The organism is Enterococcus sp. NBRC 3427, from assembly GCF_007996925.1.
In the GTDB taxonomy this organism is placed as follows: Bacteria; Bacillota; Bacilli; order Lactobacillales; family Enterococcaceae; genus Enterococcus_B; species Enterococcus_B lactis.
Map to the genome: position 1 here is coordinate 1 of NZ_BJLL01000017.1, position 13,506 is coordinate 13,506.

General features: G+C 38.0%; 14 protein-coding genes. 3 read left to right on the forward strand and 11 right to left on the reverse strand.

Features of this window, described 5'->3' with window-relative positions:
- Positions 1-171 precede the first annotated feature (171 nt).
- Complete coding sequence (locus ESP02_RS05655; protein ID WP_025478562.1) at positions 172-1,044, reverse strand: hypothetical protein; 873 nt, start codon at positions 1,042-1,044, stop codon at positions 172-174.
- 290 nt (positions 1,045-1,334) lie between these two features.
- On the opposite strand from ESP02_RS05655, the gene ESP02_RS05660 reads away from it, so the two are divergent.
- Complete coding sequence (locus tag ESP02_RS05660) at positions 1,335-2,468, forward strand: alcohol dehydrogenase catalytic domain-containing protein (RefSeq protein ID WP_025478563.1); 1,134 nt, start codon at positions 1,335-1,337, stop codon at positions 2,466-2,468.
- Positions 2,469-2,498: 30 nt separating this feature from the next.
- Positions 2,499-2,813: a YrhK family protein gene (locus ESP02_RS05665; protein WP_002292499.1), complete on the forward strand. Its 315-nt coding sequence runs from the start codon at positions 2,499-2,501 to the stop codon at positions 2,811-2,813.
- 137 nt (positions 2,814-2,950) lie between these two features.
- On the opposite strand, the gene ESP02_RS05675 is transcribed toward ESP02_RS05665, so the two are convergent.
- Positions 2,951-3,409, reverse strand: coding sequence for a GNAT family N-acetyltransferase (locus ESP02_RS05675; protein ID WP_002375126.1), 459 nt, complete (start codon positions 3,407-3,409; stop codon positions 2,951-2,953).
- Between the two features lie 214 nt (positions 3,410-3,623).
- On the opposite strand from ESP02_RS05675, the gene ESP02_RS05680 reads away from it, so the two are divergent.
- A complete protein-coding gene (locus tag ESP02_RS05680; protein WP_002375128.1) occupies positions 3,624-4,361 on the forward strand; it encodes a bifunctional 2-polyprenyl-6-hydroxyphenol methylase/3-demethylubiquinol 3-O-methyltransferase UbiG in 738 nt (245 codons plus the stop codon).
- Between the two features lie 97 nt (positions 4,362-4,458).
- On the opposite strand, the gene ESP02_RS05685 is transcribed toward ESP02_RS05680, so the two are convergent.
- The 9 genes from ESP02_RS05685 to truA all read right to left on the reverse strand — a co-directional run bounded on the left by ESP02_RS05685 (position 4,459) and on the right by truA (position 13,481).
- Entirely contained in the window at positions 4,459-5,712 is a 1,254-nt protein-coding gene (locus ESP02_RS05685) for a PTS sugar transporter subunit IIC (protein ID WP_002310633.1), read from the reverse strand.
- 28 nt (positions 5,713-5,740) lie between these two features.
- On the reverse strand, positions 5,741-6,058 hold the full coding sequence (locus tag ESP02_RS05690; RefSeq protein WP_002292496.1) for a PTS lactose/cellobiose transporter subunit IIA: 318 nt from the start codon (positions 6,056-6,058) through the stop codon (positions 5,741-5,743).
- A 24-nt stretch (positions 6,059-6,082) separates the two neighbouring features.
- Positions 6,083-6,403 carry a PTS sugar transporter subunit IIB gene (locus tag ESP02_RS05695; protein WP_002292494.1) on the reverse strand — a complete coding sequence of 107 codons (321 nt, stop codon included), beginning with the start codon at positions 6,401-6,403 and terminating at the stop codon, positions 6,083-6,085.
- 313 nt (positions 6,404-6,716) lie between these two features.
- Positions 6,717-8,132, reverse strand: coding sequence for a glycoside hydrolase family 1 protein (locus ESP02_RS05700; RefSeq protein ID WP_002375132.1), 1,416 nt, complete (start codon positions 8,130-8,132; stop codon positions 6,717-6,719).
- An 18-nt stretch (positions 8,133-8,150) separates the two neighbouring features.
- Positions 8,151-9,467 (reverse strand): PTS sugar transporter subunit IIC, encoded by a 1,317-nt coding sequence (locus ESP02_RS05705; protein ID WP_016853121.1) that lies wholly within the window; start codon positions 9,465-9,467, stop codon positions 8,151-8,153.
- Positions 9,468-9,615: 148 nt separating this feature from the next.
- A complete protein-coding gene (locus ESP02_RS05710) occupies positions 9,616-10,314 on the reverse strand; it encodes a FadR/GntR family transcriptional regulator (protein WP_002316012.1) in 699 nt (232 codons plus the stop codon).
- Positions 10,315-10,603: 289 nt separating this feature from the next.
- Entirely contained in the window at positions 10,604-11,560 is a 957-nt protein-coding gene (locus ESP02_RS05715; RefSeq protein WP_002348342.1) for an aldo/keto reductase, read from the reverse strand.
- 139 nt (positions 11,561-11,699) lie between these two features.
- Entirely contained in the window at positions 11,700-12,503 is an 804-nt protein-coding gene (gene msrA, locus ESP02_RS05720) for a peptide-methionine (S)-S-oxide reductase MsrA (RefSeq protein WP_002375138.1), read from the reverse strand.
- A gap of 234 nt (positions 12,504-12,737) precedes the next feature.
- Positions 12,738-13,481, reverse strand: a complete 744-nt coding sequence (truA, locus tag ESP02_RS05725; RefSeq protein WP_002375139.1) for a tRNA pseudouridine(38-40) synthase TruA — start codon at positions 13,479-13,481, stop codon at positions 12,738-12,740.
- Positions 13,482-13,506 lie beyond the last annotated feature (25 nt).

The window sequence follows — 13,506 nt, forward strand, 5'->3', positions numbered from 1 at the left end:
TTTTGAACACCGTTTATCAAGAGGTTGTGAGCCTACCGTTTAGCTCTGAGTCACAAGAAGCAATTTCAAAAAATAGCTTCCTATATTTTATGAATATTGTGACTTGTGACCGAGGATTTGGTAGGGGGGAACACCGTTTATTCATAACAAGAGGTTGTGACAGATTTCATGTCACAACCTCTTGTTATTTATATTCGTTTCTTTTTGAAAAAACCTTTTTTCAGTATTCACTCTCTTGCCAATCCACCATAACCCAGCTGCTATCGCTACTTCAACGATTGCTACTACACTAAAAAAGTGGATGAATGACAAAATATATGTGTCTAACAAATGTTGCAGTGCTTGGGTTCGAATATCTAACTGACTGGCCATATCGTACAAATAGAGACTGACTGACAGACTTAATAATTGGAAGCCCGCACCTCCTATCACCACTGCAAATGACCAAAGAACTTTTTTCCAAGACATTCTGTATAAGTAAAACACTCCGCTCAGCAATACAAGTAAGATACTACTGATCACTGGAAGAAAAGAAACCATTCGCTCTCGTATCGTCAATATCTGATCGATGAACGACATCAAATAAATTGATTGTATTCCTCGTCGAAAAATCCCAGAAGTCATATAGATGAGTAAATTGTTTTCTTCACTAGCAAATGGATCATCCTCTGCTTCTTCTTGTTTGTATGTATTGATTATCTCTTGGAGCTTTTCTTCTACTTCTTTTTCTCCGATCAGTTCTACTGGTTCTTTTTCATATCTGTTGCGGATGAAAAGCTCGATATTTTTTTGTACTAGTTCTTCAGAAACAATCTTTTCCAATGCTTCAGCCGGAGCTCCGATCTCATAATGATAGCTTTGGATCTCTCGATTGATCTCAGCAGCTACTTTTTTCGCATAGTCCGATTGCATGTTTTGCTCTAACATAAAATGTTGATTTGCCAAGGTGCTTATTAAACAAAGCATAACAGTCAGGCAAAACAGGCAGACAGAACTAATCATAACAATGATCCGTTTATTCCATTTATTTTGAATTTGTTTCATTACGCCTCCTCGTATTTGTTTTTTCACTGAAACGAATGATGGCTGGTTATTGTTTAAATAGTTAAAATGATTCAATAGTTCAACTATACTTTACTGTACGTAAGGATACAATGAAGGCACACTCCTTCTTTTTCTAATAAAAAAAAATTTTGGAACTCTTGCTTTTTTGAGGATTTTTATGTTGAGAAAAAAGCGTTTCATTATCAAAAAGATAAGAACTCCTTTAGAATGAAATTATCTGTAGTACCAATAATGCAGACAATTTTGTGAATCTGAAAGGAGCATCTCCAATGAAAGCAGTCACTTGGCAAGGAAAACAGAAAATGGAAATCAGAAACGTAGATGATCCAAAAATATTAGAACCAACAGACGCAATCATCCGTATCACAGCAACCGCCATTTGCGGCTCCGATCTGCATCTTTACCATCATGGTGAAGCAGTTTTGGAAAAAGGGTATGTTGTAGGCCACGAACCTATGGGAATCGTTGAAGAAGTAGGATCACAAGTTCAAACATTGAAAAAAGGGCAACGAGTGGTTATTCCTTTTAATATCAGTTGTGGTCATTGTCATTTCTGCCTGAATCACATGGAAAGCCAATGTGATGAATCAAATCCAGATCAGTTATATGGCGGGCTTTTCGGTTTTGGCAAGTTGAATGGCAATCATTGGGGAGGGCAAGCAGAATACCTAAGAGTACCTTATGCAGACTCTACTTCGTTTGTCGTTCCAGATAATAATCTTCCTGATGAAAAAGTTTTGTTTTTATCAGATATTTTGCCTACAGCTTATTGGAGCGTTGAAAATGCAGGCGTAAAAAAAGGCGATACAGTTGTGATTCTAGGATCTGGTCCAGTCGGTCTATTTGCTCAAAAATTCGCTGTAATGGCTGGAGCAGAGCGCGTGATTGCAGTGGATCCAGTACAACATCGTTTAGATAAAGCGGCTAATTACAACGGCGTGGAAACTTATTTCTTAGAAGACACAGCCCAAGCTGGAACGGAATTATATGAGTTAGCTAAAGGTGGTGCCGATGTCATCATCGATTGTGTAGGAATGGACGGGTTAGAACCTGTAAAAGAAAAAGCAAAAAATTTGGTGAGCCTACAAAGCGGCACGATTTCTCCATTACAGATGGCTTCGCAAGCTGTCAAAAAATTCGGAACCGTCCAAGTAACTGGTGTGTATATGACGCCAGCTTCTTCTTACCCGCTTCAAGAGTTTTTCATGCGAGATATTGCGGTCAAACATGGACAGGCACCCATTATCCATCTGATGCCGAAAATCTACGAAATGATTGCAGAAGGACTATTTGATCCTACACAAATCATTACTCATTCGCTACCACTGGAAGAAGCCGCACAAGCATATGAGATCTTTGACAAAAAAGAAGATAAAAATATAAAAGTTGTTTTGAAACCTTGAAATCAGTAAAAAATACAGGTGATTTTCTTTATGCCCAAAATCAAACGAAATACCCATGAGATCGAAATAGGAAAAGAAGAAGATATCGAAATACGAGGACGTCGCTTCCGCTTCTATTTCCAAAACCGTTACACATTGATCTCACTAGCTGTCGATTTATTAACCGGGATTTTCTATATTTTTGGAAGCCTTGCTTCCTTAACTAAAATCCCCGATCGATATGGCACCTATTTTTATTTGGCTGGTGCTGTTTTCTTGACGATTCGTCCTATTCTCAGAATCGTTAGGAACATTTTTATTTACGACGAGAAAAGAACAAGGAAAAAGCATGGGAAGGCAGTTTAGCCTTCTCCATGCTTTTTTGTTATTCTTGTGTTGTGCATATTTCGCATACTGCGATTCGAAAAAATTTCTAAGTATAGAACAATTTTTCGGTTTCCTTCTCTATATACTCACGTCTATGTTGTTTCATGTACCTACTCTTACAGCGTCATTTGGTACACTCGCACAGGAATTCCTTCATTATCCTGAGCCATCCCGATAAACTGCCAATTGTATTTTTCATAAAAATCCGTATGATCCGTCACAAGATAAAGCATCTTTACGCCCATTTCTGCAAAGTCTTGCTTGATCGTTTCTAAAATCATTTTAGCAATCCGTTGGTTTCGGTAGTCTTTTTCAACAAACAGCGCACAGACATTCGGAGTCAAATCTACTCGATCATGAAAATCATTGTCAACAACACCTGCACCTGCAATAATCTTTCCCAATTCATCCAACACCACATACCATTGCGGAACCGATGTGTTTTTTCTCGTGCTTGCTTGGATACTTTCTTCATAAACAGCAACTGGCAGATGCCATTTTGAAGCAAACCATTCGGCTGTTTCTTTTATCAACGTCGGTCGATCCCGCAATTTTATGACTGTTCTTCTTTCCATTTGTACTCTCTCCCATTCATATTTGGTCTATTATAGCACCTTGTATTTCAAATAGCTTTTCAATCGCTTGATTTTTTATTCTAATTGCAAATGTAGAGTAAAATTCGTTAAAATACAGAAGAAAGGGTGATCAGAATGATTGCACATAAAAGAGATTTGCTCCATGCAATACTACTTTCTTAGATCTAAAAACTATTGCATGGAGGAAAAATGAATGAAAAAAACAATCTACGATAATCAAGAATTTTTTGAACAATACAAACAAATGGCTCGTAGCCAACAAGGACTGCAAGGCGCTGGGGAATGGCATGTCCTGAAAAAATTACTCCCTGATTTCAGGGATAAGCAAGTATTGGATTTAGGATGTGGGTATGGTTGGCACTGTCGTTATGCTGCAGAAAACGGTGCGAAAAAAGTGATTGGTGTTGATTTGTCCGAAAAAATGTTGCAAGTTGCCAAAGAAAATACACCTTTTACAACTATTGACTATCTTCACGAAGATATTTCTCTGGTTGATTTTCAAGAAAATCAATTTGATGTCGTCATAAGTTCACTGGCTTTCCATTACGTCGAATCGTTTGAACCACTGGTCAAAAAAATCAAAAATTATTTAAAAGCAGACGGTCATTTTGTCTTTTCAGTTGAACATCCAGTATTCACTTCTATTGCTGAACAGGATTGGATATATGACGAAGATGGCAACATAAAACACTTTCCTATAAATGACTATTTCTATGAAGGAGAACGATTAACAAATTTCTTAGATTCGCCTGTAAAAAAATATCACCGAACGTTGACAACCTATCTTGAAGCTCTTTTATCTAACGACTTTCATATTCAACATGTAGCAGAGCCCATTCCCTCAGAAAACATGTTGGAACAACCAGGAATGAAAGACGAATTGCGCCGCCCAATGATGCTGATCATTTCTGCTGTGAATAAGAAACGCTAGTAAAAACTGTTTTGCAATATGCACGATTCGTTTTTTTACACTGACTATACCAAAAGAAAAAGCAGAACCAGATAACCGGTTCTGCTTTCTTTTTTCATTAAGCATCCAAAGCTTCTTTTCTTCTTTCTTGGATCGTAGCTACCTTGACGAACGGCAGATAGATCAAAATAGAAAGGATCAGATTGACAGCGGCCAGTACACCACCTGCAATACTCTTCGTTGCCAATACACCGCCAATAATTGGTGGCGTTACCCATGGTGGCATAACGGTAGCTGCTGGCACTAAACCTGTAGAAGTCGCAAAGTACGCAACACTAACTAAGACCATTGGTGTCAAAATAAATGGAATGAACATAATTGGATTCAATACGATCGGTAAACCAAACATCGTTGGTTCATTGATATTGAAAACACCTGGCGCAATCGACAAGTTTGTTACAACCATATACGGTTTGTTTTTACGTCCTACTAAATAAATAGCTAACAGTAAACCTAATGTTGCACCTGTTCCTCCTAAATTGACAAAGCTGTCGAAGAAAGGTTTGTTCACGATAAATGGTGCGCTATGTCCAGCTGCGATCGCATTGACATTTGCTTCGATTGCTGGCGCATTGATCGTTTGCATCAAAGGATCGACCATATTCGCCCCGTGTAAACCAAAGAACCATAAGAATGGTGTGATAAATGCAAGCAATAATGCAGATGGATAAGAGTTCGCAAGTCCCATAAATGGTTCTTGGACCACTGTATAGAACGAACCTACGATATCATCAACCCCAAATGCAGCAAAAATTGCAGCAACTAAAGCAAAGGCAGAGATAGTGATCATTGCTGGCAGTAATGAAGCAAATGCTTTCGCAACTGCTGGTGGCACACCATCAGGCATTTTGATGATCAATTTTTCATTTCCGCTTAAACGTACAAAGATTTCTGTTGAAATAATCCCAACAATAATAGCAATAAACAAACCGTTTGAGCTCATACCTAATGCTCCGCCTAAAGCAAAGAAAGAGCCTAAAGAAATCACACCTGCGGAAACACCGTCTTTTCGGTAGCCGTTAGCTAAATGATACGCAAGTAAGAAAGCAATCAAGACAGAAAGAATGGCAAATGTGCCGTTCCAAGCTGCAGCCCCGAATCCTTTCCATGATTCACCGCCAAAAATTGAATTCATCAATTCTTGGAATCCGGGAATCGGTAAGTTATTGATCATTACTGCTAATGCTCCTAAAATCATTAACGGCATACTCACCATAAATGAATCCCGAATCGCAACTAAATGCCGTTGTGCACCAATTTTTGATGCGACAGGTATAAAATGTTTCTCCATAAATGCAACAAATTTATCCATAAATCTTCCCTCTTTTCTTTACTGTGGATTACGCGTCCAACCGACGATACAGGTCAATGATCTCTTTTGCTAAATCTGTAAAAGCAATAGATGTCATCAGGTGATCTTGACTGTGGACTGTCAAAAGTGTTACTTCAACGTGGTTTCCTTGTGCTTCTTGCGTCAGCATCTCTGTTTGAGAGTGATGTGCTTGGACTAAAGATTCCTCTGCATCTTTGATTTTTTCATCTGCTAAAGTGAAATCTCCTTTTTTTGCAGCAGCAATCGCTTCCATTGCATCGCTTTTTGCATTTCCGCCAAACATGATCAGACCCATGATGGCTTCTAGATTTTTTTGATCTTCCATTTCTTGTTTCCTCCGATATTTTTATTATTTGTTTATTAGTTTTTCTGCTTGGTCGAGTACTTTTTCACCATTCATCATGCCATAGTCAGCCATATTGATCACATCTAAAGGAATCCCTTTAGGTGCTAGCTTTTCAGCAAATTGATTTTGCATAAAACGTACTTGCGGACCTAAAAGTAAAACGTCTACATTTTTAGATTCTAGTTGATTATCTGCATCTGAGGCAGAGACAGCGAAGATATCTGCTTCCATTCCTTTTGCTTCTGCTGCTTTTTGCATTTTTGTGACTAGGAGGCTTGTACTCATTCCAGCTGAACATACAAGCATGATTGTTCTCTTTTCCATTTTAAACACGTTCCTTTCTATTCTTACACTTGTATATAAAGCAAGTAGTGTGCCAACTTTAAAAGCGCTTTAAAAAGTTGATATTATCACGTTTATGGTCTATACCAAGTTACATACACACTAAAAAAGAAAGCGCACACTAAACACACAAATTCTTTTTTATTGTGTTTATTTCTTTTAACGTGCACAAAAAAAGTTATGACAAGTCTTCTGTCATAACTTTTTTTGAATAAGAGGTTAAAATGCTACTTTCACAACCTCTTTTATTTCAAATAACCAGCAAATACAATCAATATCTTCGAAAAACTTCTAGTTATTTATAGGCTTCATCAGGTAAACTTAATTCTCTCTTATCAATCAGAGATTGATACCATGAAGCAGACTTTTTCAATGTTCTGCTTCGTTCATCGTTCAATTCGATTCGAACTAATCCATATCGATTCTTAAATGCATTCATTGGTGAAACACAGTCAGTGAATGCCCATAGCATATAGCCTTCACAATTTGCACCTTCTTCTGCTGCTTTGATCAAATAACGCAAATGCTGTCCGATAAATTCGATACGATAGTCATCTTGCACGATCCCTTTCTCATCCATATACTGTTCTTCATGTTCTCTTCCCATACCGTTTTCTGTTATCAGCCAAGGAATATTACGATAATTTTCTTTTAGATACATAGCTATATCATACATGATTTTTGGATAGATCTCCCACCCTCTGGAATTGTTCATTTTCTTCCCAGGCAAATCAAAGACTTCATAATATCGTTCTGGATGAAACGGTGTCTCTTCATTCCATTGATAACGAGGGGCACGAACGCGTTTAGGGTAATATTGATTGATCCCAAGGAAATCTACTGTATGATGCTGGATCGTTTCTAAATCCTCTGTTGCAGGATCGAAATAAATCGATTGTTTTCGACACAACTCCAAGAACTCTTCTGTGTAGTACCCTTTTACCATCGGATCAAAAAATACTCGATTATAAAACAGATCATACATATAAGCAGCTTTTTGGTCTTCTGGAGAACTGGATCGAGCATAGACCATCTCAGGATTTAAAATACAGCCAATCCTTCCGCCATAATTGCCACTATGATAAATTTCTACAGCTTTAGCCGTTGCTAAAACTTTGTGATAATTCCACATCATCCATTTTTTTGTGTTTTGTTCATGCGGCCAGCGAACAGCATCCAAATAGCAACGCGTTTGGGGAACGATTGGTTCGTTGAATGTAAACCAGTTTTTTACCCTGTCACCGTAACGATCAAAAGCAATCTTTGCGTACTTAGCATAAAAATCAACCACTTTTCTTGAAGACCAGCCATCATATTTTTCCAAAAGAAAAGCAGGGACTTCGTAGTGTTCTAAACAAATCATCGGTTCTACGTCTGCTTCGATCAAAGAGTCGATCATTTCACTTATATGCTGAGCATATTCTTCATCTACTATACAATTCTCGTAATCAGTGAAAAAACGAGCCCAATTGATAGAAGTCCGATAATGTGTCAGATGGATGGATTTCATCAAATCTACATCCTGTTGGTACTGCTCCATAAAATTAGTTGCTACGGCTGGCCCATACCCATTATGCCAAACAAAATGTTCATTTTTATACCAGCTATCTATAAACGAATCCTGTCCTTCTTTTTTTCCTTTCCAACCTTCCGTTTGCCAAGCAGAAGATGCTGCACCAAGAATAAAATTTTCTGGAATAGTAATTTTCATGATTTCCTCCTGTTTTTTTTAGATCCCATCATTTTCCACACGATTTGCTACTTTTACGAATGGCAGATAGATCAAAATAGAAACAACAATACAAACAAGTTGCGTAATAACTGCACCGATATTTCCTGCTGTGGCCAGATAAGCATTGACGATCGGCGGCATTGGCCAAGGAACCATTACAACTGCTTTTGCCGCAAATCCTAAAGCGGTTGCAAAATAACCGATCGTTCCTGTAACAAGCGGCGTTAAGATAAACGGGATAGCTAAAATAGGATTCAGCATGATCGGCATACCAAAAATAACTGGTTCATTGATGTTGAATATCCCAGGAGCAAGAGATAACTTGGTGATTTGTTTCATATCTTCTCGCTTTCCCACTAGCAATACTGCTATCAGTAGACCTATCGTGACTCCAGACCCGCCCATACTCATATACATATCCCAAAATGGCATAGTGATAATGTTTGGTACTTCTTTTCCAGCTTCAAAAGCTTCCGTATTTACAGCAATTGCCGCTAAAAGCAACGGTTCTCGAATTGGCTTCACCATTTGATTCCCATGGATACCAATCACCCAAAAGACTTGCGCAATGAACATCAGTAACAAAATACCCGGTAACCCTTGAACGACACCTTCTAATGGTCGTTGCACGACATTGTAAATGATATCATAAAGGTACATCCCTGTAAGTTCTTTGATGATAAATCCCGCAGCCGCGATACCTGATACTGTCAGAATCGTGGGAAATAACGCAGAAAAACTGGCAGAAACATTCGTTGGCACGGTATCAGGCATTCTCAGCTGTAGTTTCTTCTGTTTCCTCAACCAGCAATAAAGTTCAATGGAAAGGATGGAGACCAACATTCCCAAAAATAACCCTTTCGTATCTGTATATTGTTTAGCCAATACGTTTTCGACTATAACAGTCTGATTTTCATTCACTAATTCATAAACAGTTGGATTAACAGATAAATAAGACATCACTGCGATGATACCAGGGAATACACCATCCACTTTATTCAGCTTTGCTAATTCGATCCCTATCAGAAAAACAGCATAGATGGTCAAGAAACTTAGTGTGACATAGCTGATGGCAGATGCGATAGGTTTTAATTCTTCTAAAAAACGCAAAAAACTTATCTGTGCTAACCCATTTTCCGAATCAAAGACCATTGCTGAAAACAACGTGCCAAAAGCACCCGTAATAATTACCGGAATCAATGCAGCAAATGCGTTTTTTATCACCATGATATACCTTAAATTATTGATTCTCGTTGCCACGTTCCCTAAAACATTGGCTAATTTATCCATAAAACTCATTCCAGATCCCCTCATTCCTGCTTCTTCTCCTTGCGTCATCTCTTTTTGCCCGTTAGTCAGCGCTTACATTTCGGTGAATAAAAACTATTTGCTTGTCCGTTTTACCAAATATAAAACAAAAATTCATCTGATGTATTTATCATAAAATACATCAGATGAACTGTCAATTAGTTTCTTTCTTCCCAATTATTTTCTGTAATTCTCTCCGATTTGTTGCCATATGGACAGTCATCGCATCAAATGCCGCAAGTACATTCCGCCTCTCGATAGCCTGAACGATTTCTGTGTGGATATCGATCGTCTCGATTTTCAAATGCTGGATATCATAATTTTTATTAAATAAAGCAATCGATTCATTAATGATTGGAATGATATGCAGTAACGCTACGTTTCCGCTAGCTTCTGCAATCGTCGTATGAAAATCGATGTCTAATTGAACATGATCTTGTGTACCTTCTCGAAAAGACGTTTCAATCTTTTGCGTTAAGCTTTTCATTCGGCTGATTTGATTTTTCGTTGCATATTCCGCCGCTAACCCTGCCATCTTTGGCTCCAGTAAATATCTCAGCTCAAACAAGTCTCGTATCATCCGGTCCTGATCTTCAATCAAAGAAAAACCGAGCGGATCATTAGCAATCCCTCGCTTATCACTGACAAATGTCCCCGCTCCTTGCCGAACTTCAAGAATATTCCTAGAAGCAAGCGCTCGGACAGCTTCTCGCACCGTGCTGCGTCCTACCTCTAAATAATCGGACAACTCATATTCATTCGGCAACTTATCCCCTACTTGCAACTGCTTTTCCTTTAAATATCTGAGGATCTTGTCCGTGGTTACTTCTACTAGGGTTTTATTTTCTTCCAAACCACATACCTCCTTTTCATCTGACGTATTTTTTCGTAATTATTATAACACGTTTGAATCATCTGATGATTTTTTGTATAAAAAATCGATTAATCCGTTCATGGATATACAAACGAAGCTATTTACCATAAAAAAAGACTAGGATAAAATTCACTCCTAGCCTTCGATCATTTTTATTTTGAACAACAAAACGTATGATGTTCAATAATAGATGATCTTCATTCGATTCTTGATGACATTTTTTTGTTCATTTTTTGATAGATGGATAAAAAATTTGATTACATCGTATCTATTCTAGAATTTGGTCGATTTTCAATTCTTCCTCTGGTGAAAAATCTAAATTATCCATCATTCGAACACTTTCTTGTAACTGACTTAACCGACTTGCGCCAACCAGTACACTCGTAACAGATTTTTGTCGCAAATTCCATGCAAGGGCCATTTGCGCTAATGATTGCCCTCGTGATACGGCGATTGTCTGCAGTGCTTTGATTTTTTCCAGAGTTGATCCAACTTGTTCTTCTGAAAGGAATGGTATTTCCTTACGATGTGCTCTAGAATCTTCAGGAATCCCATGCAGATAACGATTTGTCAGCAAACCTTGGGCAAGCGGGCTGAACGTGATTGCTCCTAGACCTTCTTCTTCTAATACTGGAGATAAGTCGTCTTCTAGTAGTTCACGAGAAAACATATTGTAGCGCATCTGATGAATAATGAATGGTGCTTCTTTTCTTTTTAAAATTTCAGTCATTTTTTTGGTATCTTCTCCATTATAGTTGGATATACCAATATATAATGCTTTTCCTTGTCTTACAAGTTGCATCAATGCTTCTGCTGTTTCTTCCAAAGGTGTATCAGGGTCTGGACGATGATGATAGAAGATGTCGACATAATCTAGCCCCATTCTTTGGAGACTCTGATCACAACTTGAAATGATAGATTTACGAGAGCCCCATTCTCCGTATGGACCTTCCCACATATGATAACCTGCTTTGCTAGAAATAATCAGTTCATCACGGTAGGCTTGAAAATCTTCTCTAAAAATACGCCCGAAGTTTTTCTCTGCAGCTCCAGCAGGGCCTCCATAATTATTCGCAAGGTCGAAATGGGTAATTCCCATGTCGAATGCGCCTCTTAAAATCTCTCTTTGGTTATGGATAGGATCATAATCACCAAAATTTTGCCATAATCCGAGAGATAAAATCGGTAATTTCAAACCTGAATGACCGGATTTACGATATTCCATTTTTTCATAACGTGCACTATCTACAATATACAAATTTTCTCCTCCTTACCATTTTTAAAACGTTTTCTTTTATTCTGCTTTTAGTTTACTACATTTTAAAGAAAAGGAGTTAGTCAAAATGTTTTTTTCTTGTATTTTTTTACCATTTGTTTTTTATTCGTTGATAAATCAGAAATTGCTTACGTGCTTGCTGAATTTTTTTATAGCGTTTCGGTTGTTTTTTGTAAAATTGCTGATGATAATTTTCTGCTGGCCAAAACGTACTAGCTGGTTCAATTTTTGTGACGATTGGTTGGCGGAACGTTCCTGAACTGACTAGTTCCTGTTTCGATTGCTCCGCTAATTTTTTCTGACGTTCGTCTTGATAAAAAATCACCGGACGGTACTGCTTCCCTCTATCTTGAAATTGTCCAAAGGCATCTGTAGGATTAGTTATTTGCCAATAGATTGTCAATAAATCGCTATAACTTATCTCTCTCGTATCATAAATGATCTCCACAGCTTCCATGTGACCTGTGTAGCCACCGCTCACTTGATCATAATTTGGTTTTTCAACATGTCCGCCCGTGTATCCTGACAAAACAGATAGGATCCCTTTTTTCGATTCAAACGGCTCGACCATACACCAGAAACATCCCCCTGCAAATACTGCACGTTCTTGATAGTCAGCATCTTGCATAGCATGCTTGGAAAAGTCATATTTTTGCTGCGTGTCAAATCCTTCTGTAAGCAATAAATAAAAATCCATTACGTCAGGCGTTAGATTCATTCGGATAGCTAATGGACGTAGTGTTGCTTCTAGTTTTGATAACTGTTCTTTAGCGGATGTATTTTCTCTTATGTCATTCTTTGTCTGAATCAATACTTTTCGTTCCCAATCTCGTGTATTCGGATTTAAAATCAGATTATAAAGTGTTTGAATGAATACCTGTTCCTTATCCATAGACTCTCCTCCTTTCCGAAGAAGACAAGCTAGTGACTTTAGCTGTAATTTATCATAAAGTGAGGAAATAAGCGATTGAATCGTATTTATTCAAAGAAGATAAGCGGCTTCAGATGATATAAGATGATCTTTATCTTAAAAAGCATACTCTATGGTTTGGTTTAACTAAAAAACGACCTCTGAAAAAAGGGATGTTCTCCAGTTCTCAGAAGTCGAGTAAAGATGATTCTTTTTTTATGAACGATAATAAACTTCATCCAAAAACAGACCTTGTGCAGGGACGGTTTCTCCTGCATGTTGCCGCACTTTGCTTTCGAATATTTCATCGATTGTTTCTATCGGCATGGCACCTGTACCGATTTCTAGTAATGTTCCCATGATGATTCGCACCATTTTATATAGAAATCCGTCTCCGACAAAAGTAAAATGAAGCATTTCTCCCTTTCGTTCGATAGATAATTCATCAATCGTACGTACCGTAGATTTTTTGGATTTTTTCAATGCAGAAAAACCAATGAAATCATGTGTACCCATCAATTTTTCGCAAGCTGCATTCAGCTTATCCATATCCAACTCTTGAGGAAAATAAAAGCTGTGATTTCGTTCAAATGCTGAAGGAATCACGTTGTTCCAAACATAATAGCTGTATTTTTTGCCCACCGCATTATATCTTGCATGGAAACGCTCGGGCATTTCTTCGATTCTTTTGATGACAATATCCCGCGGAAGGTAACGATTCATAAAGTCGATCATTTCTGCCAGTCCAATTTCTGTGTTTGTTTTGAAATTTGCCACTTGTCCTCGCGCATGCGTGCCGGCGTCTGTTCTTCCTGATCCAATAATTTCTATCTCTTCATTTGTCATCTGATGCAACACTTTTTCGATTTTCCCTTGGATGGTTTTATCGTCATCTCCAAGTCTTTGCCAGCCTGAATATCTTTTTCCGTCATATTCGATTGTCAACTTGATGTTTCTCATATTTATTTAACTCCTTTATGATCAG